General features: G+C 53.1%; 21 protein-coding genes. 10 read left to right on the top strand and 11 right to left on the bottom strand.

The genetic code is table 11. From position 1 onward, the window contains the following. Window positions 1-4: 4 nt before the first annotated feature. Entirely contained in the window at window positions 5-2,737 is a 2,733-nt protein-coding gene (gene mgtA / locus AC22LX_RS01710; protein ID WP_487333695.1) for a magnesium-translocating P-type ATPase, read from the bottom strand. 687 nt (window positions 2,738-3,424) lie between these two features. On the opposite strand from mgtA, the gene AC22LX_RS01705 reads away from it, so the two are divergent. Next, the gene (locus AC22LX_RS01705; protein WP_063447134.1) at window positions 3,425-4,546 is read left to right on the top strand and encodes a polysaccharide pyruvyl transferase family protein; all 1,122 of its coding nucleotides are present in this window, start codon (window positions 3,425-3,427) and stop codon (window positions 4,544-4,546) included. Between the two features lie 38 nt (window positions 4,547-4,584). Here the strand turns inward: AC22LX_RS01705 and AC22LX_RS01700 are convergent, their stop codons facing one another. Beyond that, window positions 4,585-5,115 carry an anti-virulence regulator CigR family protein gene (locus AC22LX_RS01700; RefSeq protein WP_063447135.1) on the bottom strand — a complete coding sequence of 177 codons (531 nt, stop codon included), beginning with the start codon at window positions 5,113-5,115 and terminating at the stop codon, window positions 4,585-4,587. Window positions 5,116-5,387: 272 nt separating this feature from the next. Between AC22LX_RS01700 and AC22LX_RS01695 the strand changes: the two genes are divergently transcribed. Continuing rightward, window positions 5,388-6,794, top strand: a complete 1,407-nt coding sequence (locus tag AC22LX_RS01695; RefSeq protein ID WP_045394207.1) for an MFS transporter — start codon at window positions 5,388-5,390, stop codon at window positions 6,792-6,794. On the opposite strand, the gene AC22LX_RS01690 is transcribed toward AC22LX_RS01695, so the two are convergent. Continuing rightward, window positions 6,791-7,981, bottom strand: a complete 1,191-nt coding sequence (locus AC22LX_RS01690; protein WP_487333694.1) for an MFS transporter — start codon at window positions 7,979-7,981, stop codon at window positions 6,791-6,793. The two genes, AC22LX_RS01695 and AC22LX_RS01690, sit on opposite strands and share 4 nt — an antisense overlap. A 104-nt stretch (window positions 7,982-8,085) precedes the next feature. On the opposite strand from AC22LX_RS01690, the gene AC22LX_RS01685 reads away from it, so the two are divergent. Then, window positions 8,086-8,988 (top strand): LysR family transcriptional regulator, encoded by a 903-nt coding sequence (locus AC22LX_RS01685; protein WP_049059748.1) that lies wholly within the window; start codon window positions 8,086-8,088, stop codon window positions 8,986-8,988. Here AC22LX_RS01685 and AC22LX_RS01680 read toward each other — a convergent pair. Continuing rightward, window positions 8,985-9,881 (bottom strand): LysR family transcriptional regulator, encoded by an 897-nt coding sequence (locus AC22LX_RS01680; RefSeq protein WP_045394200.1) that lies wholly within the window; start codon window positions 9,879-9,881, stop codon window positions 8,985-8,987. The two genes, AC22LX_RS01685 and AC22LX_RS01680, sit on opposite strands and share 4 nt — an antisense overlap. 161 nt (window positions 9,882-10,042) lie before the next feature. Beyond that, complete coding sequence (locus AC22LX_RS01675) at window positions 10,043-12,343, bottom strand: FdhF/YdeP family oxidoreductase (RefSeq protein WP_487333693.1); 2,301 nt, start codon at window positions 12,341-12,343, stop codon at window positions 10,043-10,045. A gap of 453 nt (window positions 12,344-12,796) precedes the next feature. On the opposite strand from AC22LX_RS01675, the gene AC22LX_RS01670 reads away from it, so the two are divergent. The 3 genes from AC22LX_RS01670 to AC22LX_RS01660 are packed head-to-tail and all read left to right on the top strand — an operon-like array spanning window position 12,797 to window position 15,379. Beyond that, complete coding sequence (locus tag AC22LX_RS01670) at window positions 12,797-14,206, top strand: cytochrome ubiquinol oxidase subunit I (protein WP_063447137.1); 1,410 nt, start codon at window positions 12,797-12,799, stop codon at window positions 14,204-14,206. Between the two features lies 1 nt (window position 14,207). After that, a complete protein-coding gene (gene cydB, locus AC22LX_RS01665) occupies window positions 14,208-15,218 on the top strand; it encodes a cytochrome d ubiquinol oxidase subunit II (protein WP_049059746.1) in 1,011 nt (336 codons plus the stop codon). Then, window positions 15,218-15,379 carry a DUF2474 domain-containing protein gene (locus AC22LX_RS01660; RefSeq protein ID WP_064568862.1) on the top strand — a complete coding sequence of 54 codons (162 nt, stop codon included), beginning with the start codon at window positions 15,218-15,220 and terminating at the stop codon, window positions 15,377-15,379. The genes cydB and AC22LX_RS01660 overlap by 1 nt, the downstream gene beginning before the upstream one ends. A gap of 38 nt (window positions 15,380-15,417) precedes the next feature. Here the strand turns inward: AC22LX_RS01660 and AC22LX_RS01655 are convergent, their stop codons facing one another. From AC22LX_RS01655 to AC22LX_RS01630, 6 genes are all read right to left on the bottom strand, one after another. Beyond that, window positions 15,418-16,335: a bestrophin family protein gene (locus AC22LX_RS01655; protein WP_045394194.1), complete on the bottom strand. Its 918-nt coding sequence runs from the start codon at window positions 16,333-16,335 to the stop codon at window positions 15,418-15,420. A 458-nt stretch (window positions 16,336-16,793) separates the two neighbouring features. Continuing rightward, entirely contained in the window at window positions 16,794-17,738 is a 945-nt protein-coding gene (locus AC22LX_RS01650; protein WP_045394192.1) for a Dyp-type peroxidase, read from the bottom strand. A 69-nt stretch (window positions 17,739-17,807) separates the two neighbouring features. Continuing rightward, a complete protein-coding gene (locus AC22LX_RS01645; protein ID WP_487333692.1) occupies window positions 17,808-18,734 on the bottom strand; it encodes a cation diffusion facilitator family transporter in 927 nt (308 codons plus the stop codon). 166 nt (window positions 18,735-18,900) lie between these two features. After that, window positions 18,901-19,770 (bottom strand): oxygenase MpaB family protein, encoded by an 870-nt coding sequence (locus tag AC22LX_RS01640; RefSeq protein WP_063415540.1) that lies wholly within the window; start codon window positions 19,768-19,770, stop codon window positions 18,901-18,903. Between the two features lie 117 nt (window positions 19,771-19,887). Continuing rightward, window positions 19,888-20,319 carry an OsmC family protein gene (locus tag AC22LX_RS01635; RefSeq protein WP_015366497.1) on the bottom strand — a complete coding sequence of 144 codons (432 nt, stop codon included), beginning with the start codon at window positions 20,317-20,319 and terminating at the stop codon, window positions 19,888-19,890. Between the two features lie 44 nt (window positions 20,320-20,363). Beyond that, window positions 20,364-21,248, bottom strand: a complete 885-nt coding sequence (locus AC22LX_RS01630) for a LysR family transcriptional regulator (RefSeq protein WP_045394185.1) — start codon at window positions 21,246-21,248, stop codon at window positions 20,364-20,366. 112 nt (window positions 21,249-21,360) lie between these two features. Here AC22LX_RS01630 and AC22LX_RS01625 point away from each other — a divergent pair, with 112 nt between their 5' ends. The 4 genes from AC22LX_RS01625 to AC22LX_RS01610 all read left to right on the top strand — a co-directional run bounded on the left by AC22LX_RS01625 (window position 21,361) and on the right by AC22LX_RS01610 (window position 25,317). Next, entirely contained in the window at window positions 21,361-22,212 is an 852-nt protein-coding gene (locus AC22LX_RS01625) for a Vmh family MBL fold metallo-hydrolase (protein ID WP_047048579.1), read from the top strand. Window positions 22,213-22,386: 174 nt separating this feature from the next. Then, window positions 22,387-22,527: a stationary-phase-induced ribosome-associated protein gene (gene sra / locus AC22LX_RS01620; RefSeq protein ID WP_015366494.1), complete on the top strand. Its 141-nt coding sequence runs from the start codon at window positions 22,387-22,389 to the stop codon at window positions 22,525-22,527. Window positions 22,528-22,712: 185 nt separating this feature from the next. Next, complete coding sequence (locus tag AC22LX_RS01615) at window positions 22,713-24,410, top strand: NAD-dependent malic enzyme (protein WP_015366493.1); 1,698 nt, start codon at window positions 22,713-22,715, stop codon at window positions 24,408-24,410. A gap of 178 nt (window positions 24,411-24,588) precedes the next feature. Next, the gene (locus AC22LX_RS01610) at window positions 24,589-25,317 is read left to right on the top strand and encodes a glycosyl transferase (protein ID WP_487333691.1); all 729 of its coding nucleotides are present in this window, start codon (window positions 24,589-24,591) and stop codon (window positions 25,315-25,317) included. Window positions 25,318-25,520: the final 203 nt, after the last annotated feature.

Genomic DNA, 25,520 nt, shown 5'->3' with positions numbered 1-25,520 from the left:
GTCATCAAAACCACTGGCCAAAGCGCTTGATATAGAAACGTTTCATACCCTGCGCCACCAGGCAGTAGCTCAGCAACGTGGCAACGAGCCACGGGAAATAACTCAGCGGCAGCGGCTCAAGCCCCACCATGGCGCCAAGCGGCGAGAACGGGATATAGATGCCGATGGCCATAATGGCGGCGGTGGTGAGCAAAACCGGCAGCGTCGCGCGGCTCTGGATGAACGGAATTTTCTGCGTTCTCAACATATGCACCACCAGCGTCTGCGACAGCAGCCCTTCGATAAACCAGCCGGACTGGAACAAGGCCTGCGCTTCCACATGATTGGCGGCGAAGACGTACCACATCAGAGCAAAGGTGGTGATATCGAATATCGACGACGTGGGGCCAATCCACAGCATAAAGCGGCCAATGTTCTTCGCATCCCACTTGCGCGGCTTACGCAAAAACTCCTTATCCATTTTGTCCCACGGCAGCGACAGCTGTGAGATGTCGTACATCAGATTCTGAATCAACAGATGAATCGCCAGCATCGGCAGGAACGGGATAAAGGCGCTGGCGACCAGCACCGAAAACACGTTGCCGAAGTTGGAGCTGGCGGTCATGTTCAGGTATTTGATAATGTTGCCAAAGGTCTCTCGTCCTTTAATAACCCCCTCTTCCAGCACCATCAGGTCTTTTTCCAGCAGAATAATATCCGAGGACTCCTTCGCGATATCCGCCGCGCTATCGACAGAAATACCCACATCGGCATCGCGCAGCGCCGGGGCGTCGTTAATGCCATCGCCCAGAAAACCAACGGTATGGCCATTTTTCTGTAGCATCTGCAGAATGCGCGACTTCTGCAGCGGCGTCAGTTTGGCGAACACCGCGCGTTTCTCGACCTCCTGCTGAAGCTGGCGGTCAGTCATTGACTCAACCTGTTGGCCGGTGAGTATGTCGTGCGCATCAATGCCCACTTCAAGACAAATCCGCTCCGTTACAACCGGGTTATCACCGGTAAGAACCTTGACCGCGACACCGTTATCACGCAGTGCGGTAATGGCTTTGCCCGCGCTTTCCTTCGGCGGGTCGAGGAACGTCAACATGCCCTCGACGGTGAGCCCCTGTTCATCAGCGGCGGTGAGCGGCACATTTAGCGCGGCATCATCCAGCTTGCGGGTAGCGACCAGCAATACCCGAAAACCCTGAGCGTTATAATCTTCGGTTTTCGTCAGCAGCAGTTCCCGGCGCAGCGCATCCAGTTCAACGATCTTGTCGCCCTCACGGATATGGGTCGCGGCTTCGAGCATCTCTTCAACCGCCCCTTTGCAAATCAGGCTTTTATCGCCATAGCGGCTGTCTTCCACCGAGACCGATACGCGGCGACGTACAAAATCGAATGGCAATTCATCAAGCTTAACGAAGCGCTCTTTTTCCGTCGGCGCCAGCCGGCCTTCCCCATAACGGAGCACGGCCCTGTCCATCAGATTACGCGCTCCGCTTTGGCTGCTGCTATTCAGCCACGCCAGCATTAATACCCGATTACTTTCCGCGCCGCCGACGTCGAGATGATGCTCAAGAATGATATTGTCCTGGGTCAGGGTGCCGGTTTTATCCGTACACAGCACATCCATTGCACCAAAGTTTTGGATGGCATTAAGACGTTTAACGATCACCTTGCGTCGCGACATGGCAATCGCGCCCTTCGCCAGGTTCGAACTGACGATCATGGGTAACATCTCAGGCGTTAAACCGACCGCCACCGCCAGGGCGAATAGCGAGGCTTCAACCCAATCGCCCTTGCTGAAACCGTTAATCAACAACACGATCGGTACCATGATCAGCATGAAGCGGATTAACAACCAGCTGACGCTATTCACCCCGCGATCGAAGGCGGTTTGCGTGCGGGTGCCGACGATCGATTTCGCCAGCGAGCCAAACCAGGTCCGGTCGCCGGTCGCCACCACCACCGCCTGCGCCCTGCCGCTGGTGACGTTCGTCCCCATCAGACAGATATTACCCATCTCTAACAGACTTTTATTTTTATCCGGCGTCGGTAGACGGTCGCTGCATTTTCCCGACACGCTGGCCATCAGATCATATTTTTCTACCGGTAGTGATTCACCGCTAAGAATGGACTGACTAACAAAGAGGTCCCGTGATTCCAGCAGACGAACATCTGCTGGCACCAGATCGCCTGCGGCAAGGAAAATAATATCGCCCGGCACCAGCTCTTCAATGGGTATTTCCTCCTGGCTGGGGCCAATATTGCCCGGCCCGCGGCGCAGTACCGTTGCGGTGGTACGGACCATGGATTTTAGCGCCTGCGCGGCTTTATTGGTCCTGAACTCCTGCCAGAAGCGTAATAGACCACTCAGACTCACCATCGTCAGGATAATAATAACTCCGGTGAGGTCGGTCTCTTCACCATTACGCAGCGGTAGCCAGTAATCGGTAATAAAACTGACTGCCGCCAGCGCCATCAGCACGTAAATAAACGGGTTATTAAATGCCTGCAGTAATTGAATAAAAAACGGCGGCGCGGTTTCTCGTGCCACTTCGTTACGGCCATAGTCTTCCAGCCGCTCCAGCGCATCGGCGGTCGTTAGCCCCTGCCGACTGCTATTTAAACGCGACAGCGTGTGATCCGGGCTATTAAAGGCCTCCGTTTCAATCGCAAAGCTCTTTTTATGCTGCTTATCATTTTCTGACGCAGACCGGTTGGTATTCCGGTTTTCTAATTTCATGTCAGTCATGATTCATCCCCAAATTTAGATGTGGTAGTCCCTGCATAAATAAATTATGCATAGTTAGATGTTATTTTTTTCACACTCATAATTGCGCGTATTAAATATCCCTGCGAGGTTAGCCAAACCGCAGTGAGAGAGCCTTAATGGCTAATATGAGCGTGTATTACCGCGGCAAAGGCGGAGGGAACAGTGCGTAAAAAAACAATAGCATGATGAATTACCTCGCAAAAAAGCGAATTCCAGTTCTCAGGAGGCAATCGGGTTCGGGAAAGGATTGCTGCCTGCCGGTTGGCAAACAGCGCAGAATAGATAGCGTCAGTTTGCCTTGATGTTTAAATAAGGGTGACTGTCCAACATATCTCTCCTGTGTGAAGTTGTGCTTAGTATAGACGTGACTTGCCGGGAGTAAAGCTCCGTAAGCCCGTCAGTGAGGTTTGGTTTAGATTTGCTCTCGTTTAACCTCTCTCGTCAGAGGAGTCACAGCGCACAATCGTGTCGGCTGCCCATGCGTCAGACCGCCATCATACAACTCTTATCGTGAACATTGTGCCACCCCCATCACCAAATCAGACAACATACCTATACGATAAACGTTATTTATATTAACATCTTAAATATTCGCATTATTTATTTATCTGTACAAAATACCATCATAATTTAAGCAAATTTACACAACCACGTAAAGGAAACGGTATGAGCAAGAGAGTTTATTTGGTTTCATGTTCCGGAAGACCAAATTATGGCGATGAATTAATCACCGCCACCTGGCTATCTTTCCTTTATAAAAATTATCCACAGTATGAAGTCTGGTTAGATACCCCTGAACCAGGTAACGTGCAATCGTTGTTTATGAAGTATCATCCCAACTTCAAAGCCATTAATACCTTGTGGAAAATCTGCTGGCGTTCCGTAGATATTCTAAATGATATAAATAATAAAACTGCCAGTCTTATTAAGGATTATGGTTCTCCTGATATTGACCTGAATATCGATATTTTACGCTCTGCTGATATTGTACATATTCTCGGCGGTGGCTATATCAATGCCAACTGGAAAGAAAACTATGCCATCCTGTTCGCTTGCCAGGCGCTAAAACAGGTCTCGCAAGCTAAAACGATTGCCACCGGCATCAGCATTTACCCGCACGAAGAGTTCCTTGCCGCTGAAATTTTTAACGATGCGATAACCTCATTTGATTATTTTTCCGTTCGCGATCCCGCAACGGCCAGTCGATTTGCGGTTGAAAATACTCAGGACGATGTGTTCCTGGGTTATGACCTGGATGTGGTATCCAAAAACAATAGCCCCGATCTGCCGGATATTTTATGCTGTATTCAGAATGAACTTTCTGAAGACGATATATTTCAAAAGCTTGTTTCCCTGGTTGCCGATTACCTTCAGCAACAGCATCAATGCGGCAAGAAAATAGGTTATATAGAAGCTATTCCAGGCGCCGACAACACGGCATTTGTCGAACTGCAGAAGGCCATCCCTGATATTCAGTTTTATCCTTTCTCGCATGTCTGGCATGGAGGTATCCCGGTTCAGGCTGATGGTGAGATTATTAGTACCCGTTTTCATCACCATCTGGTAGGCGCTTGCCTTGGAATTAAAGGCACCGCACTTAATATTGATAGTGAATATTATAAGAACAAGCACGAATCGTTGAGCCTGCTGGGTACCGGCTGGAATGTGCAATCGGCAGACACCCTTGCCGGTAATTTACACTCAACAATCAATGACGATTTTCATGCGCAACTCAGTAATATCGCCTCCGCCAAGTTAAACAAGGCTTTGGCGCTGTATCAGGAATAACGACACTCCAGTCCCCCGGCAACGCCGGGGGCTTCAGTTTAATCAAATACGCTATTAATAATCGCGGTGACCACAGCGGTACTGAGCGCAATCAGAACCAGATCGTCCCCGACGACCCGCCACTCATAGCCGGGATAATAAGGTAATTGGTTGAGCATCGTGGCAGGCACCGCTTTTTTGGCAATACCCGGAGGTAATGGTTTTCCACGCGCGAGATTTTTCGCAATCCCCGGAGGCAGCGCCTGATAGCCGGTTAAGCCATAGTTCACCGCTAGCGCGCGAGCGGTGGTATAGCTGATATCACTGTTGACGTGATCCGGTTTGCCGTAGTTCTTACGCTGTCCCTTGCCAGCGCCGTTATCGCTTTGGCCGACGCTATGGCCATTGTTGCCTTTGTCTCCATGGTTGCCGTTATTACCACTATTGCCATGGTTGCCGCTATTACCATGACCACCGTTGCCATTACCGTTGCCATTACCGTTTCCGGGATTAGCAAGCGCCGGTGCCGCAGCCATTGTTAGGGACAGCACCATAGCCAACGCTGCTTTTACTACCTGACGCTTTAACATGATCTTTTCCTTTAAATGCACAGAGTACACGCTGCAAATGTAGGTGATATTCGCCAACGATACCATTTCACTTATTCTGATTTCCATCACCGGTCGTTTACTTCAATTCCGCCGCTACGCCAGGCAAAAAACCAGCATATTTGCCATCTATAAACGCATTAAGCATGATTTCTGACTGTTAAATCGTGATGCCGCTAACAATTAAAAATTTAAAACCATTAACAACCAATTAACATTAGCAGGCAAACATTTCTCCTGAGGAAAATAATAATATGTCTACCACCCAGGTTCTCGGCGACGCCTCCTTTAGCCCGCCAGGACAACATCCCGACAGCTTAACCGCGCGTATCGACGCTCTGCCCTCCTCGCCCGGTCTGTGGTCATTTATCACACTGCTGGCATTAGGCGGATTTTTCGAACTCTACGACCTGTTCCAGACCGGTTATATCAGCACCGGTCTGCTCGCCGAGAATATTTTCCATACCGGGAAAGACGGGGTATTCGGTATCGCGGATCAGGCGGCCTTCGCCTCTTCGACCTTTATGGGCTTGTTTATCGGCGCCAGCCTGCTCGCGCCGCTGGCGGACAGGCTCGGACGCCGTCTGACCTTTATGTTCGCGCTGGCGTGGTATGGCATCTTTTCGCTGATTATGGCGCTGCAAAATAGCGCTGAAGGGGTCATTTTCTTTCGTTTCCTGGTCGGGATCGGCCTGGGAATTGAACTAGTGACTATTGATACTTATCTCAGCGAGTGGATGCCGACGCATTTACGCAATAAAGCCTTCGCGTATGCTTTCTTCATTCAGTTTCTCTCGGTACCGACAGTGGCGCTGATGTCCTGGCTACTGGTGCCAATGACCATCCTCGGCCTGAGCGGCTGGCGCTGGGTGATTATTCTTGGCGCACTGTGCTCATTGGTCATTTGGGTCATCCGCAAAAAGCTGCCGGAATCCGCCCGCTGGCTGGAAAGCAAAGGCCGCCACGATGACGCGCACCGGGTCATGGGTGAAATGGAGCAACGCTGCGGTTTATCGCCTTCCCGGCGCCATGCCAGCCCGGCGGTATCGGCGCCGCAACGCGGTAATTTTAAAGAAATTTGGGCGCCGCAGTACCGGCAACGCACCCTCATGTTAATGGTGATGAACTTCTTCCAGGCCATCGGCTTCTTTGGTTTCGGTAACTGGCTGCCCGCGCTGCTTTCCGGCCAGGGCGCCAGTATTACCCATAGCCTGCTGTACGCCTTCTTTATCACCCTGGCCTACCCGCTTGGCTGCCTGTTCTGCACTCGTTTCGTCCATCGTTTTGAAAACAAATGGCAAATTGTCCTGTCAGCGCTAATGACGGTCATCTTCGGCACACTGTTCGCTTTACAAAATAACCCGATACTGCTGGTTATCTGCGGCTTTATGATCACCTGGTCTAATGCCTGGCTCACCATCAGCTATCACGCCTACCAGGCCGAAGTTTTCCCGACCCATATACGCGCCCGGGCGGTAGGTTTTTGTTACTCCTTTAGCCGTCTGTCTACCGCGGTCACCAGTATTATGATTGGTGTGATCCTGCAATATGCCGGAACGCCAGGGGTGATTAGTTTTATCGTCGCCAGTATGCTGATGGTTATGCTGTCGGTCGGCATATTTGGGCCAAGAACCCGGGGAATTCGCCTGGAAAATATTTAAAGCTCACCAACGCCGCCGGTTACCCGTTCGGCGGCGTTATGTACGAGTATTTTTTCTTGATAGCGCAGTAAAAATGGCAGCAGCAAGGCGCTAGCTCCGCTAAATGCAATCAACCCCGTAGACGCCTGCTGACTCATCTCGCCGTCGGCCAGCCACACTGAACAGAGCACAAAAGCAATCGCCGTACTGAAGGACATGAAACCTCCTTGCAAAGTGGTAAATCCCGCTCGCCAGGTATCGTCCGGGAACCGAATCGCCACCGCCGAGGAGGCAACCAGCCGGCTATAAGATGCTCCCAGGAAGGCAATCATGAACAGCCAATTCGCACCGTCCAGCCAAAGCACCATCAGCAAACTGATGATAAAAACTACGGTTGCCGCCAGGCTCAGCCGATAGCCGCCAAAGCGTTGACACAGACTGCCGCTCAACTTTGTCGCCGCGAATCCCGCTATACCGCCGAGAAAGAACAACCACGGTAGCGCTTCGCTGCTTGCCCGCATATTGCCCATCAGCAAAGGCACCAGGATCGGCAGTAATAGCATCGGGCTAAACTGGGTTAACGCATTGCCGCTGGCGAATAACAGCATCGTTGGCGTGATGCGTATCTTTGTACCAGAGCCTGCACAGCCGGAAGTCTTCGGCAGGCCAACATAGATCATGATAAGCGCCAGCAGGCAGAGAACGCCAATCAATGCCGGCGCCGTCTGCCAGCCGAAACGTGCGCAGAGAAACAACATGGCGGGCATGCCGATAATACTGACCAGCGAAAAGGCCGAAATGACCGTTGCCAACAAGCGCGCGCGTTGTTGCTGGTCCGCCGCGTTGATCAATAAACTGCTGGCCACCCCCATCGTCATTCCGCCAAAGATCCCGGCAAAAAAGCGCAGCACCAACAGTAATATGAAATGCTGGGTGGCCAGCACCATCAGCGTTAACGCTCCCAGTAACGCCATATTAACCAGCAGAAACGTTCGCGGATTAAGCCTCCCCACCCAGCGCCACGCGCCAATGCCAGAAATGACCGATGCGAGCGTGTATATACCGCTGACATAACCTGCCCAGCTCACCGGCACCTGGAAAGTTGGCGCCATGTAGACAAATAGCGGATTGAAAATCATATATTCCAGCGCGTTGGTAAATTGGATAAAAGCGATAATCGCACCCATTCGTCGTAGATTTATGGTCATTACACGTCCTCTCATCAGGGGGAGCATCAGTTTATCGGCTAGTAAAAAAGCGCATAAGGCGGTAAAAATGGGCGGGTTAATTATCAAAAATGGGATAATCGGCGGTGAGTAAACTGGATTTGAATGCACTACGCGTGTTTGTGAATGTCGTGGAAAACGGCAGCTTCAGCGGGGCGGCGCGGGCGTTACGTATGCCTTCGTCAAATGTCAGTCGCCAGATTTCTCAACTGGAAGAAAAACTGCAATTGCGGCTTATCCAGCGCAGCACCAGACACATGCATCTCACCGATGCCGGACAGGCTTTTTTTAACAGCATGCGTCCCCTGCTCGATGAGCTCGCGGCAACCGAAGCGGCCTTGACTCAACAGCAGGCCGATCCTGAGGGGCTGTTGCGCTTATGTCTGCCTAACGAAATTGGACCGACGCTTTTTGGCCCCCTGCTGGCGCAGTTCGCCACGCGTTATCCCAAAATCGAAGTAAGCTGCGTGGTCAGCCTTGCCGGTGCCGATGCGCTTAAAGATGATATTGATATTGCCGTCGCCATCGTCCGTGGAAAAATGGAGGATGCCAGCTATATCGCCAGGCCGTTGGCGACGTTTCCCTGTTGTGTTGTCGCTGCGCCTTCGCTGCTGGAAAAATGCGGACAGCCAGTACGTTGCGAGCAGCTTGCCTCGCTTCCCTGCATCACCACCGTCAGCGCGCTGAAGGGGCAAGCCTGGCAATTCATCACCGCACAGAACGCGTTTAAAAAAGTGAACGTACAGGCCCATTTTCGGGTGAATAGCGGAGAGATCGCTCTTCATGCCGCCGTCGCCGGCGTGGGTTTCGCCATCCTTGCTGAACAGGCTTGCCGCCCGTTTATCGCCTCAGGTCAGTTAAAGGTGATTGAACTGGAACTACCGGCGGCACCGCTACATCTCGTGGCGCTGTATCGCGAACGCCACTTTTTACCCGCTCGTTCTCGCGTCTGGCTCGATTTCATGCAACAGCATTTTGCCGCCGATTAAGTTTCTGACGTTTCGCCGAAAATCGCCTGCGCATCGGCGAAGCACTTCTCCGCCAGCGACGACACCGGCTCCTGGTTACGCATGATGAGCGCAAGCGTGGAGTCAACCTCGGTTTCCGCGATGGGAATAATCGCCAGGTTGTCGCTCAACGCCTCCAGGCCGTTATTGAGCGGCATGATGGCACAACAGATCCCGGCCTGGACCGCCTGGATTATCTGAAATGTCGAATCGCTTTCAAAGACATATTTCGGCGTTAACCCTTTGGCTTTGAAGCTCATTTCAATCGATTCACGATAATACATTCCCTTGGTAAGGAAACCCAGCGGCAGTCCCGCTAATGTCTCCCACTCGGGGATACCGGCGTCAAACTGGAAATGGCGACTGTCGTGCAGCAGGCCCATTCGCGTTTTCGGCAGCCAGGTGACGTTAAATAATTCGCTATCGACGTGGTGCAGATAGCAGATGCCAAGATCGAGCTGATTACGGCTGACGCCGTCGATAATTTGCTCAGAGGTCATCGACAGCAGACTGAACTGCAGTTCAGGGTATTTTTCCGCCAGCGGTTTGATAAGCTGCATAGGGTTCAGGCTGGCTAACGGCACCATGCCTACGCGTAACTGGCCCACCATCTGGCCGCGACAAATCGCCGCTTCTGCCGCCAGGCCGTCGTGCGCCGCCAGCAGCGCCCGCGCCCAGGCCAGAATGCGCTCCCCCTCCGGGGTAAAACCTTCGAAGCGTTGGCCGCGCTGAATCAGCGTGAGATTAAGTTCGTCTTCCAGGTTGCGAATACGCATTGAAAGCGTCGGTTGGGTGATATGACAGGCCGCCGCGGCCTGACCGAAATGGCGCGTCTGATCGAGCGCGATCAGATATTTCAGCTGTTTAATGTCCATCTTAACTTCCAGAATAGTGACGTCCGCTGGTCATTCGTGTACGCGATGCAGAACACAGCTGCGATAAGATATGTTATTTAAATGTTACTTGCGGTGGGGGCTTATTTCAAGATGCCATTTGCCAGTGGCCCGGTCTTAGGCCACTGGCAACATTCAGCAAATTAACGCAGACCGGGAACGGCGCGCACCTCTTTCGAACGCAGCGTCAGGCGGATAGGAACTGACTTGTACGACGGCGTTCCGCTCTCTTCATCGATGTAATCCAGCGGCACCAGCACGTTGGCTTCCGGGTAATAGGCGCCAACGGTGCCCGGCGCGATGCTGTATGCAACCACGGTGATATCCTCGAGGCGCAGATCGCTGTTCGGCAGCGCGGTGAAAATATCGACGCGGTCGCCATGCTCCAGCCCCTGCTCGGCCATATCCTGCTCGTTCATAAACAGCACATCGCGGCGGCCAAACACTCCGCGATAGCGATCGTCCATCGCGTAAATCGTGGTGTTGTACTGATCGTGGCTGCGCAGCGTAACCAGCCGCATCACGTCGTCGCCGTCAACCCGGCTGTTCTCATGGACGCCTTTGAACACCGAGAACATCGCTTTGCCGGTCGGCGTCGGCCAGATCCGCTCGGTTGGCGGCAGCGGCATTCGGAAACCGCCCGGATGACGAATACGTTCGTTATAATCCTCGAATCCGGGGATAGTGTGCTCGATGAGATCGCGGATGCGGTCGTAATCCGCCACCAACGATAACCAGTCGATCTTACTGTTCGGCAGCGTCGCCGTCGCCATCCCGGCGACGATAGCCGGTTCCGAGCGCAGTCGGTCAGAGGCCGGTTTCAGTTTGCCGGATGAAGCGTGGACCATCGACATCGAATCTTCCACGGTAATCGACTGACGTCCGCTCTCCTGCATATCAAGTTCGGTGCGGCCCAGACAAGGCAGAATAAAGGTCTCTTTCGCCACCAGCAGATGCGAACGGTTCAGTTTGGTGCCAATGTGCACGCTAAGATCGAGCCCGCGCATTGCCGGGAACGCCTGCTCATGATCCGGCATCGCCACCGCGAAATTACCGCCAAGACAGATAAGCGCTTTCGCTTCGCCGGCAACCATTGCCTGCAGCGCTTTCACCGCATCGTGACCATGTCCACGTGGAGCGGCAAAGCCAAACACGCTTTCAAGATTATTCAGAAACTCCGCACTCGGTTTTTCGGTAATGCCGACGGTACGGTTGCCCTGCACGTTAGAGTGACCGCGCAGCGGGCAGATCCCGGCTCCCGGTTTGCCGATATTGCCTCGCATCAGCAGAAGGTCGGCAATCAACCGGACGTTAGAGGTGCCTTTGTTATGCTGGGTGATCCCCATGCCATAGGTCACGATAGTGGCGTTGGATTTGGCGTAGGCAACGGCAACGCGCTGCAGATCGTCGCGGGTTAATCCGGACTCACGCTCAATTTCCGGCCAACTAGTCTGACGTAAATCTTCGGCAAAAGCATCGAAGCCGAGGGTGTGCTCGTTAATAAACGCCTGGTCCAGCACCTGGCCCTGGTCCGCTTCGATCTCCAGTAATGCCTTAGCGATCCCTTTCAGCGCCGCGGCATCGCCGCCCGCTCTCACCTGAAAATAGGTTGAGGCGATAATAGTTGAGCTGTAGGTCGCCATTTCAATAACGTTCTGCGGGTCGGCAAAACGCTCCAGCGCCCTTTCACGCAGCGGGTTAAAGACGATAATCGGCACACCGCGGCGGGACAGTTCATGCAACGTCCCCATCATGCGCGGATGGTTGGTTCCGGGGTTGTGACCGATGGAAATAACCAGTTCGGTTTTATCAAAGTCATCCAAAGACACCGTGCCTTTGCCGATGCCGATCGATTGCGGCAGACCGACGCTGGTCGCCTCGTGGCACATATTAGAGCAGTCCGGGAAGTTATTGGTGCCGAACTCGCGGGCGTAAAGCTGGAACAGATATGCCGCTTCGTTAGAGGCGCGCCCGGAGGTATAGAACTCAACTTCATCGGGCTGCATGCCCTGTAATACTTCGCCAATGCGGGAAAACGCGCTTTCCCAGGAGACCGGGCGCAGCGTGTCGCTTTCGCGATCGTAAGACAAGGGATGGGTAATACGTCCGTACCCTTCCAGTTCAAAGTCGCTTTTCGCCAGCAGCGAGGTCACGGTATTGGCAGCGAGGAACTCTGGCGTCACGCGTTTGCTGGTGGCTTCCCAGGTGACCGCCTTCGCGCCGTTCTCACAAAACTGGAAGGTTGATTTATGTTCTTTATCCGGCCATGCGCAGCCGGGGCAGTCAAAACCGTCAGGCTGGTTGGTACGCAGCAGCGTGACCGGGGCGTCAAGCGTGTCCATTTGCGTACGCACGGCGATGGCGGTCGCTTTTAACGCCCCCCATCCACCCGCTGGGCCATCATAGGGATGAACACCGGGGACAGCGCGTTTTTTCTTATTCATATGAACTCCTGAATACTCTCTTCAGCTAGCGGATGTTATTAACAACATTGGTCACGTTTTTTTGCGGTGATGTTAAATAACCACATTAATTAAGCGGGAAATACCGCATTTCATTTTGCAATGAATAGCAAATGACAGGGTTAACTCGTTGTTTTTAATCTTTAACTAAATGTCTGGTTAAAATGAAATGAGCGACTTTAATCGTTAACTAAATAATAACATCTCATTTCGTGTTGTATAATAGATGTTATCTATCGGGTGTTAAATTTAACCTATTTGATAATTAAAGAATTATTTTTAAACTTTATTATCAAGGGCATTAACATATTTCAATGCCCGTCAACGCCGTAATTTAATTGTCATCAACAGGAGGCTTTGCCCAGGTAAAGCCGTATCCGCTATGCAGAAAATATTCCATAAATACAATGAAGTAATGTCGTACAGGGGTGAGCCATGTTCGGATTAGATGCCTTTTATTTAGCCAGGATACAGTTTGCATTTACTGTATCTTTCCACATCATTTTCCCCGCTATTACCATTGGTCTCGCCAGCTACCTTGCGGTACTGGAAGGGCTGTGGTTAAAAACAAAAGAGGATACCTACCGCCAGCTCTACCATTTCTGGTCAAAAATATTTGCCGTTAATTTTGGTATGGGCGTCGTTTCCGGACTGGTGATGGCCTATCAGTTCGGCACTAACTGGAGCGGGTTCTCGCAGTTCGCCGGTAGTATTACCGGGCCGCTATTGACCTATGAAGTCCTGACCGCCTTCTTCCTCGAAGCCGGCTTTCTTGGCGTCATGCTGTTCGGCTGGCATCGCGTCGGCCGCGGACTGCACTTCTTCGCGACCTGTATGGTGGCGCTGGGCACGCTGTTTTCCACTTTCTGGATCCTCGCGTCCAATAGCTGGATGCATACACCCCAGGGCTACATTATCGAGAATGGCATCGTGGTGCCGGTAGACTGGCTGAAGGTCGTTTTTAACCCTTCATTCCCGTATCGCCTGCTGCACATGTCCACCGCCGCCTTCCTTGCTAGCGCCTTTTTCGTCGGCGCTTCGGCGGCCTGGCATCTGCTGAAAGGCAATGACACGCCGGCAATCCGCAAGATGTTCTCGATGGCGTTGTGGATGGCGCTGATCGTCGCCCCCATTCAGGCGATGATTGGCGATGCGCACGGCCTGAATACGCTCGAACATCAACCGGCAAAAATCGCCGCGATTGAAGGACACTGGGAGAATAAACCGGGTGAAGCCACGCCATTAGTGCTGTTTGGTCTGCCGGATATGGATGAGGAGCGCACCAAATATAAAATTGAGGTTCCCTATCTTGGCAGCATCATCCTGACTCATAGCCTCGATAAACAGGTTCCGGCCTTAAAAAGTTTCCCGAAAGAAGATCGCCCAAATTCCACCATTATCTTCTGGTCGTTCAGGGTGATGGCCGGGCTGGGTATGTTAATGGTACTGCTCGGCGTGGTCAGCGCCTGGCTGCGTTGGCGTGGCCGGCTTTACACGTCAAAACCGTTCCTGCGTTTTGCCCTGTTGATGGGCCCTTCCGGGCTGGTCGCGCTACTGGCAGGCTGGTTTACCACTGAAATTGGCCGCCAGCCGTGGGTAGTCTATGGCGTTCAGCGCACCCGGGATGCGGTCTCCGCCCATGGCGATCTGCATATGTCCATCAGCCTGCTGGCCTTTATCGTGGTTTACGCCTCGGTGTTTGGCGTCGGCTACGTGTATCTGATTCGCCTGATAAAAAAGGGGCCGGAAAGTGCGCACACGCCGGAGGACCCGACTCAGAACCAAACCCCTGCCCGCCCGCTGTCAGCGGTACGCGAACCTATGAATACTTCGGGGAGAAAATAATATGGGTATCGACCTGTCAATTATCTGGTTCACGATCATCGTTTTTGCCACTCTGATGTATATCGTGATGGACGGTTTCGATCTCGGGATCGGCATTCTGTTCCCGTTTAATAAAAATGAAACCGACCGCGATATGATGATGAACAGCGTGGCGCCGGTGTGGGACGGCAATGAAACCTGGATGGTGCTGGGCGGCGCGGCGCTGTATGGCGCGTTTCCGCTGGCCTACGCGGTGATTATCGATGCGCTCAGCATCCCGTTAACCGCCATGTTACTGGGGCTGATTTTCCGCGGCGTAGCGTTTGAGTTTCGCTTTAAGGCGACGCCGGAACATCGCCCGTTGTGGGATAAGGCGTTTATCGGCGGTTCGCTACTGGCGACGTTTAGTCAGGGGATCGCCGTAGGCACCCTGCTCAACGGCCTCAGCGTCACGGGTCGCGAATTTAGCGGCTCAACCCTCGACTGGCTGGCGCCCTTCCCGCTATTTTGCGGCGTCGGGCTGGTGATTGCCTACGCCTTACTGGGCTGCACCTGGCTGATAATGAAAACTGAAGGCGCTCTGCATCGCAAAATGTCCGAGCTGGCGATCCCGCTGACGCTGGCGTTGTTAGCAGTGGTCGCTATTATCAGCATCTGGACGCCGCTGACTCACCCGGAAATCGCTCACCGCTGGTTTACCTTCCCCAATATCATCTGGTTTATGCCGGTGCCGTTGCTGGTGCTGGTTTGCTGCTGGGGGATTGTCCGGAGCGCCTATAATCGTGAGGCCAGCTATGGGCCGTTTTTACTCACCCTGGCGCTGGTGTTCCTCGGGTTCAGCGGCCTTGGGATCAGCATCTGGCCAAATATTATTCCACCGGCTATCTCTATCTGGCAGGCCGCTTCGCCGCCGCAGAGCCAGGGCTTTATGCTGGTCGGCGGGCTGCTGATCATTCCGGTTATTTTGATGTACACCTGCTGGAGCTACTACGTGTTCCGCGGCAAAATCAAACCCGATGAGGGGTATCATTGATGGCGACTCAATCTGATAAAACGTTAACGACGCATCATCGTCCGTTCTGGCATAAACTGATGTGGCTGGTGATTATCTGGGGGGCCAGCGTGCTGGCGCTCGGCGTGGTCGCCACCTTCTTTAAGCTATTGATGACGGCGGCAGGAATGCGCACTCACTAATACTAAACGCCGGACGGGCTGACCCGCCCGGCGTTTTTTTATGTGAGGTTGTAATAACGATCGGGCTGCATTTTTTCCGGTAACGGATGTTGCCCGGTCATATCCATCAAATTACGTTCAATGGTATTGCACATTGCATTCAGCGGCAGGTCGTTGGCCGAGGTGCCAAACGGATCTTCCAGCTCTTCCGCCAGCGAATCCCATGACAGGAAGGTGTAGGAGATAAACACCGAAACAAACGGCGTCATGTAATGCAAATCGCCCACCAGCGCGAACGGCAGCAACGTACAAAAAAGATACACCGTGCGCTGTAAAATCAAGGTGTAGGCAAACGGCACCGGCGTACTCGCCAGACGTTCGCAGCCCCCCAGGACATGGGCTAACTCATCGAGTTTATTATCCATCAAGCCGTAGGTAATATCGCTGAGCTTACCCTGCTCGCGCAGCTTACCTAGCTCATTACCAATCAATAATAATATTCGGTTAGTCGGCATTGAGCTGGCGAGAATTTCCGCCACTTTTTCTTTCGGCAACAGGCGATAGAGGTCGACCGCCGGGTCGGTTTTACGCAACTGGTGCTTAAGGCTCCAGCTGAACGCCACCAGGTAACTGACTAATGTTTTATGCGTTTCATCCTCGGCTGGAAGGATATTTTTCAGCTGTCGCACCAGCGTTCGTTCGGCAATCAGCACGGTTCCCCATAAATTACGCGCCTCAACGAAGCGGCTGTAGCTCGCGCTATTACGAAAGCCGAGAAAAATCGCAATCGCGATCCCCAACAGGCTAAATGGCGCAACGGTTAAATGAATGCCAAGTTGTTCATACCATTGATAGCTGATGATGGCGATGACCGACATCAGGACGTTCAATAGCAGGCGGAAAACAATTTTTGACAGCACGGAACCGTGCCAGTCAAACAGACGAAAAAACCAGTGTTGTTCTGGCCGGATGATCATTGTATTACTTCCTGAAGACCCAATGATGCTCAGTACATACCCTAATGAAAAATGATGGGTATATACCCGTCATACTTCAAGTTGCATGTGCGTTGGCAATAACTCGGCCCATCCCTGGGCCTCGCCCTTACGGGCGCAGTGAACTGCGTTCAAATTCGTTCCTGACGAATTTGTCCTCGCTCACCCCAGTCACTTACTGGAGTAAGCTCCTGGGGATTCCCTGCGTCGCCGCCTTCCTGCAACTCGAATTATTTAGGGTATAGATATTATCTATTAAGCCATTGGTTAATTTTATTGTACACAAACACGACATCGCGTTGATAACCGCCATTAATTAGCGATGAATTAATGGTGTTTTAATTATGGGCTCTTTTTATTTTCCACGCAATATACGGCCTGCAAAGCAGGCCGGAGAAATAAACCATCTGTAGCGGCGTAATGGCCGATATTATGCAGGGTTATTCAGCCTGACGGCTGGATAATTCTTCAAGTAACGTCGCGGAAGGTACAAAGAACAGACTGCCGGTAACCGGGCGGCTGTAATCGAGCAGTCGATCGTAATTACCGGCCGGGCGACCGACGAACATGTTTTCCAGCATCTGTTCGATGGGCGCCGGGCTGCGCGCATAACCGATAAAATAGGTACCAAACTCGCCCATCCCGGGTTTGCCGAACGGCATGTTGTCGCGCAGGATTTTAATCTCCTCGCCGTTCTCTTCAAGCGTGGTCAGCGAACTGTGCGAACAGCTTGGTTTGACGTCGGCATCCAGTTCGATGTTGGTCATTTTTTTACGCCCGATAATACGCTCCTGCTGTTCGACGGTTAGCGCATTCCAGCCCGCCATATCGTGCAGATATTTCTGCACAATCACGTAGCTACCTCCGGCGAAATCCGGGTCTTCTTCGCCGATAATGGTGAAATCCGCCGCCGCGCGCCCCTGCGGGTTTTCACTGCCGTCAACGAAGCCAATCATCGCCCGACGGTCGAAATAGCGGAAGCCGTGAACTTCATCGACAACCGTCACCGCGTCACCCAGTTTATCCATCAACTGCGTCGCCAGCTCGAAGCTAAGCCCCATATCATCGGAACGGATATGCAGCAGCAGATCGCCAGGCGTAGAGACCGCCACGCGCTCTCCGCTGCCCACGCGGCGGAAAGGATGTAGCTGCTGCGGGGTGGGTTGACCAAACAACTGCGGCCAGATCTCAGCGCCAAATCCGCAGATGCAGGAAATCCCTGCCTCCGGCATGCGGGTACCAACGGAACGCACCACCGCGGCAAAATCATCGCACCAGTCGCGCACGCGGCTCAGGCTCTCAGCGCTGCGCGCTACGGTCGCGACGATGAATATCGCCGTTCGCGGCAGCGGTAAAGTAATCGCCTGAGGTTCGTTAATTTTCATATCATCCTCTGTTATTGCCAATTAACGGCAAGGTAGCGTTGGCTCCTGCAGGCAGGAGTCGAAAGTTGTTTACGCGTGAGCCAGTTCGCCGCCGGGCGCTTCGTATGGATCAATGTGAATCATCACCTGTAGCACCTCATGGCGCGCGAGCACATTTTCCCGCACCGCCAGCGCGATAGCATGGCCTGCACGAACCGACAGCTCGCCCGGAACTTCAATATGGACATCGACGAGGATCAGGTCGCCCGCCTTACGAGTTTTTAGATCATGTAAACCCACTACGCCGCCGGTTGCGGCGATGGTGTCGCGTATCGCATTCTGGGTTTGCGCGTCGACCGAGCGATCCATTAAATCATGTAAAGCATCGCCGGCAAAAGTGTAACCCATTCGTGTAATCAATACCCCTACTAACAATGCCGCCACGGGATCCAACCAGGCAATACCGGCGAGGTTACCCACGATCCCCACCGCCACCACTACCGACGATGCCGCATCCGAGCGCGCATGCCAGGCGTTCGCAATTAATAATGACGATTGAATGCGCTTTGCTACCGCCAGCATGTAACGGAACAGCGTCTCTTTTGCGATCAGCGCCGTCAGGGCCACCCAAAGTGCCGTAATATGCACGGATTGAATGGTTTCCGGATGGAGTAGTTTATTCACCGCCGACCACAACATACCGACGCCGACAACCATTAAAATCGCGCCCAATATCAGCGACGCGCCATTTTCGTAGCGCCAGTGGCCATAATGATGATCGCTGTCTGAAGGTTTACGGCTTTTCTTATTGGCAATCAGAACCACAAAATCAGCAATTAAATCGGAAAGAGAGTGGATGCCATCGGCAATAAGCCCTTGCGATCCTGAAAACAGGCCAGCGATAATTTGCCCGGTCGATAAAAACAGATTAACCACGACGCTGACCAGGGTGCTTTTTCGCGCGGCCTGTGAACGCTGATGATATTTATTATCATTCTGTTGATTTTTATTTTCCATCATCCCTCCCGAATAAAGTATGGATGATAGCCTGATATGAATCAGCGATATTCAATATTAATGGCTTGTTGATAATAAATTTAAAATAAATAGCCTGAGTTATAATATATAAATGCGAATTATTGCGCTTTAAAAATAGCCGACATTGAGCGGCTATTTTTTTATTTTATGACGTTGCCATTCGACGCATAGCGCAATGATAAGCCCCATTTCGCACCGAGGCGCGGAGCACCCGCGCTACGCCATTGACCGCCACTCTGGCGGTTCGCCGCTGCAGCGGATTGATGGGGATAGCCAGCATCTGCTGCGCCCAATCGGGGAGCAGATCGATTCCGGCGACCATCATCCAGCGCCCTACCGGCTGGCTTAGACGGCCCGGCAGACGGGTGTTGAGCAGCACCTGCGCCACTTCTTGCGTTCGCTCATCACAACGTAACTGTGGGCGCATATCCTGCAAATACTCCGCCACCTGACGTGGCGTTTCGGGGATGTCTTCGGCGCCAAGCCGACGGGCGACCTCCGCCGCTTCGCGGTAGTATTGCTCCTGACGCGCGGCAGTAACGATGGTGCGCTTATAACGCAGATGAGAGGCCATAAAGCTGCTGCACTCGGCCACGTGAACCCAGGTTAAGAGCGCCGGATCGCTGGCGCGATAGGGTGTGCCGTCCGGCGCAACGCCGCTGATGCGCTGATGGATCCCCTGCACTTTGGCGATTAATCTTTCGGCATCTGCGGTAGCGCCAAACGTGGTGGCTGAGATAAATTGACTGGTGCGGCGCAGACGGCCAAAGATATCCTCGCGAAAACGCGAATGATCCCACACACCGGCCAGCGCCAGCGGATGTAGCATCTGCAATAATAGCGCGCTAATGCCGCCGCAGAGCATTGAGGTAAAGTCGCCGTGTACCTGCCAGATAGCCGACTGCGGGCCAAATAAGCCTGGCTCGCCCTTCGGGTTTTCAAAATCAATCTCTTTTAACGCCATCCCGGTTAAACCCAGGACCTGTGATTCAATCATGCCGCGTATGCTGGTCATTGCGTTGCCCGTCGCTATCCGTAACGCCACCAACATAACACCATTCGCGGCGGCAGGCATTTGCCGACGGTGACTTTAAACGCCAACGCGCCCGCGTCCCCGCGGGCACGCCACGGATCAAGCGTTGAGCTGATAATCGAGGGAGATGTCGGCTTTCAGGACCTGCGAAACCGGGCAGCCGGCTTTGGCTTTCTGGATAATCGGATCAAAGGCCGCTTTGTCGATACCCGGCAGGACAATATTGCTCTGCAGCGCAATCTTGGTGATGGCGAAACCGCCGCCGCTCTTATCCAGCGTAACCACCGCAACGGTATCAATAGAGGTCGCCGTATAGCCCTCTTCGCTGAGCATTAATGACAGCGCCATTGAGAAGCAGGCGGCATGGGCCGCGCCGATAAGCTCTTCCGGGTTAGTCCCTTTAACACCTTCAAAGCGGGTATTAAAACCATAAGGTTGTTGGTTCAGCGCGCCGCTTTCCGTCGAGACGGTGCCTTTACCGCTTTTCAGATCCCCTTCCCAATGCGCCTGACCTTTCTTATGAATTGCCATCGTTTCACTCCTTTTTGACGTTAAAGGAGTAAGTATAGACAGCTCTAGCTGACCTGAGCCAACTGTTGCTGAATGGCCTCCAGAAACAACGGCAGCGCGCTGGGCTGATAATCCCGTGACAGATAGATGCCATAGACGGCCAGGGATTTTGGCGTATATCCAGTCAGCACCTGCTTTAGCGCGCCGCTGTTTAGCGCGCGCCGGGCTTCCAGTTCCGGCAGCATGGCGATGCCGCATCCGGCAACCGCCGCTTCCATCAGCAGAGAGGAGATCCCGGCGCTCAGATTGCCGGAGACGGCCACCGACACGGGTTCACCCTGCGGATCGGTAAACTGCCATGTCGGGGTGGCGAAATGGCTATAGTGCAGACAGTTATGTTGACTAAGCTCCTCCGGCGAATTTATCTGGCCATGCTGCTGTAGCCACCTCGGCGAGGCGCAGAGTACCGAGCGGCAAATGCCAAGCCGCCGCGCTATCGCCCCCGGCTCCGGATTATCGGTGATCCGGATGGCGACATCGATACGCTCGCCAATCAGACTCACCGGATGGTTATTGATATCCAGTTCGAGACGCAGTTGCGGGTAGCGGGCCAAAAACTCCGGTAGCAGCGGTGAGAGCAACTGCATGGCGGTAAAGTGCGCGCAGGCGACCCGCAGCGTGCCGCTCGGCACCGCGCGTTCCGTCTGCCCCGCGATCTCATCCGCCAATTGCGTGAGGCTACGCGTTTTCTGTAATACCTTTTCGCCAGCGCTGGTTAAAGTCAGTTTGCGTGTCGAACGATGAATGAGCCGGGTTCCGGCCCAGTGTTCCATCTGCTCCAGATAGCGACTCACCATCGGCCGCGACATACCAAGCGCCCTGGCCGCCGCGCTCAAACTGCCCAGCTCGCATATCCGCATATATACCTGGGCGGCGATCACTCGATCCATATCCGTATCCATCTGCACGTTTTATGAAACTCAGCATCTCTTTTTTCAGGAATTTTCGCAAATCAAGAATGACGTAAAATAAACCTATTCACCTGAAAGAGAGAAAACCAACATGAAAGTATCTGCCCTGGCCATCGCCACCGCCCTGTTCAGCACCACCACTTTTGCCGCGCCGTTGACCCTGCAAACCTACAACCCGCAGGAGAACGCGATCTTCGCGGTGAACTCCACGCTGGCCTCCGGCCCGCACGAGGCGGTGCTTTTTGACGCCCAGTTCAGCGTTAAAGATGGCGAAAAGCTGGTTGAGATGATCAACAAAAGCGGTAAGAAGCTCACGCACATTGTGATCACCTCCGGCGATCCGGATTTCTATTTTGGCCTCGAGCCGCTGGTGAAAGCCTTCCCGCAGGCCAAAGTGGTGGCGACCCCTCAAGTGGTTAAGCATATTGAAGAGACCAAAGCGGCGAAGCTGGCTTACTGGGGCCCGCAGATGAAAGACGGCGCGCCGAAGCAGGTCTATGTTCCACAGGTGTTAGCCGCAGATAGTTTCACCATCGACGGCGAGAAAGTGGAAATTCGTCAGCCGCAGAACTACGGCGCATTCGTCTGGATCCCGGCGAATAAAGCGATTCTTGGCGGCACCGGCGTCGCCTGGGGCATGCACGTCTGGACCGCCGATACCCAAAGCGCGGCGAGCCGTCAGCAGTGGCGCCAGACCCTTAACGATATGGCCGCGCTGCATCCGCAACAGGTGATCCCGGGCCACTACCTCGGCACGCCGCCGGCGGGCGACAAGGCTATCGTCTTTACCCGCGACTATCTGGAGAAATTCGAGCAGGCGCTGAAAGCGCATAAAGATTCCGCCAGCGTCATCAAAGCCATGCAGGCGCAATATCCGGGTCTCGCTGAAGAAAGTTCGCTGGAGTTGAGCGCGAAAGTGAACACCGGCGAAATGAAGTGGTAATCGCCCGCGCCTGAATCGAGAACGCTCTTAATCTGCCGACGCAAGGTTGCTATTCGCAAAAAAATGGACCACGATAATCCCGTCGCGTTAAAAAGCGCGGCGTACTTAGGGTTACGTTTCGTCCGGCTTGCGTCGGGCTTGTCCTTGAAACCAGAACAGGATTAAGGAGTAAGAATGAAATCGAACCATCAGGCACGTCATCTTCTCGGTCTGAACTACAAGCTTTCACGCCAGAAAAAAGTGGTGCTGGAAGGCGACGAAGAAACTACCGTTAACCATATCCATGCTACGGGCCGCAAACGCCGCGGTGGTTAATTTTCCAGCTGAGTGATGATAAAAACACCATCCGCTAAACAGGATGGTGTTTTTTTAAGACAATCCCACGCTTCGCATCCTTCTTTTGTTACCATCTGCTCTATACTCTGCCCGCTGCATTTCCTGCCAGCCCGATCGCTTATCGCCGCGCCCGGGTCTGAAGTGAACATCAAGGAGTTAGTGCGATGCAATTCATCTATAAAAAAAACCGTTCTCTTTATATCCCCTACGCTGGCCCGGTTCTGCTTGAGTTTCCGTTACTCAACAAAGGAAGCGCCTTCAGCATGGAAGAGCGTAGCAGCTTCAACCTGCTGGGCCTGCTGCCGGAAGTGGTCGAAACCATCGAAGAACAAGCTGAACGCGCGTGGATCCAGTATCAGGGATTTAAAACCGAGATCGATAAGCACATTTATCTGCGCAACATCCAGGATACCAACGAAACCCTGTTTTATCGCCTGATTGGCAACCATCTCGATGAGATGATGCCGGTTATCTATACCCCCACCGTCGGCGCCGCCTGCGAGCGTTTCTCGGAAATCTACCGTCGCGCGCGCGGCGTGTTCATCTCCTACCAGAATCGCCACAACCTCGACGATATCCTGCAAAACGTACCGAACCATAACGTCAAAGTGATCGTGGTGACCGACGGCGAGCGTATCCTCGGTCTCGGCGACCAGGGTATCGGCGGGATGGGCATCCCTATCGGTAAGCTGTCGCTCTATACCACCTGCGGCGGTATCAGCCCGGCCTACACCCTGCCTATCGTGCTGGATGTCGGCACCAACAACCAACAACTGCTCGACGACCCGCTGTATATGGGCTGGCGTCACCCGCGCGTGACCGACGATGAGTATTATCAATTCGTTGATGACGTTATCCAGGCCATCAAAAATCGTTGGCCGGACGTGCTGCTGCAGTTTGAAGATTTCGCGCAGAAAAACGCCATGCCGCTGCTTAACCGCTATCGTAACGAGATTTGCTCGTTTAACGATGATATTCAGGGCACCGCGGCGGTCACCGTCGGCACATTGATCGCCGCCAGCCGTGGCGCGGGCAGCCAGCTCAGCGAGCAAAAAATTGTCTTCCTCGGCGCGGGCTCCGCCGGTTGCGGTATTGCTGAACAGATCATCGCGCAAATCATGCGCGAAGGGCTAAGCGAAGAGGAAGCCCGCCAGCGCGTATTTATGGTGGACCGCTTTGGCCTGTTGACCGACGGCATGCCGAATCTGCTGTCGTTCCAGAGCAAGCTGGTGCAGAAGCGCGAAAACCTGCAAGGTTGGGATACGACCAACGAAGCGCTCTCGCTGCTTGACGTGGTGCGTAACGTGAAGCCGAATATTCTGATCGGCGTCTCCGGCCAGCCGGGGCTGTTCACGGAAGAAATTATTCGTGAAATGCACAAGCATTGTCCGCGCCCGATCGTCATGCCGCTGTCGAACCCGACCTCCCGCGTTGAAGCCACACCGCAGAACATCCTGACCTGGACCGACGGCGAAGCGCTGGTGGCCACCGGCAGTCCGTTCACCCCGGTGACGGTTAAAGGCAAGCAGTACGCCATCGCGCAGTGTAATAACTCCTATATCTTCCCGGGTATCGGCCTTGGCGTTATCGCCGCGGGGGCATCGCGCGTCACCGACGAGATGCTGATGGCGGCAAGCGAAACCTTAGCCAACCACTCGCCGCTGGTGAATAACGGCGAAGGCCCGGTACTGCCGGAACTGAAAGATATTCAGGCCGTGTCGCGCGCTATTGCATTCGCTGTCGGTAAAGTGGCTCAGGAACAGGGCGTGGCGGTGAAAACATCGGCCGAGGCGCTGCTTCAGGCCATTAGCGATAATTTCTGGCAACCGGAATATCGCAACTATCGCCGAACCTCAATTTAATACGTTATCTCTAACCGGGCCAAATATCGGGCCCGGTTATTTTTTGTCCAATCCGCCTGCCGCTTCTTTATATTTTCCCTCCTGATATTTCTTACGCCAATATATAAATAAAAACACTTGCTACTTTTCCTTACCCATGCAACATTTTCCAACCCCACATCAAACAAAGGAATGCAAAGTGGAAAATGTGACTTTCAAAGAAAACAAAAACACACAGACAATCATCCGCGTCGTATTAATCCTGATAGGTCTTACTGCTATCTTCGCGGGTCTCTCTCTCTTTAGTGGCGATATGTGGCGCATCATACCCGATGCCGACCCAGAAAAAACCGCAACCGGTACTCTCGTTGGTCTTATTATATATTCACCCAGTAAATTCTTTTTTGCGTTGCTTTATATTTTTATCGCCCCTCTAATATGGCTTTTGCTTGTTCGAAAAATCAATTTTCACCTTCTGCACCACCCTATCATCCCTGCAATTTTGTTTCTCTGCGCAGGCATCTTTGTTTTTCTGCATCCAGAAGTGACACCGGGCGAAGACTTGAGCATTCAGTACAGTCGCCACAATAGTTATCATACTTCTATATTCTGGCGAGAAAGAATAACCCGTATTTATCTTAATAACACAATTAAATACGAAACATTTGTCGAGACTAAAGACTCCAGTTGGGATTTTAGTAAATATAATATTAAAAGCGCCTGGCGCTGCAAAGTCCAACAATATTCAAGTTTTTCAACTCTGGGCTTCAATGAAAGCTGGTACCCGGACGATGATCCGCAGGTAATGGCCGCGAACTGTAGACAAATTACGGATATTGAAGGACTCTCTAAAGAAACACTCTACAGTGCCCAGCGGATTGCCACTCAAAATCCCCCGTCAGCGTCGCAAAAAAAGAACGATGAGTAAAATACGACGAAAACCGACATAAACAGTCTGGCTGGCGCGCAATGCCACTATTACTGGTAAACGCGACTTCACTATCACAGACGAGTTAATAGCAAACTACCCGTTAAGTTAGCTGGCAGGAGTGCAAACAGGTCACTCCTGCCCTGGTTGCAGCCTCAGCAAGCCCCTTTGTTCCGTGCGACATCTCAAACTGCCGTCATCGG

This window comes from Klebsiella sp. PK01, from assembly GCF_057624675.1.
The sequence above is the reverse complement of the archived record's forward strand: the minus strand, read 5'-3'. Positions and strand labels throughout refer to the sequence as shown.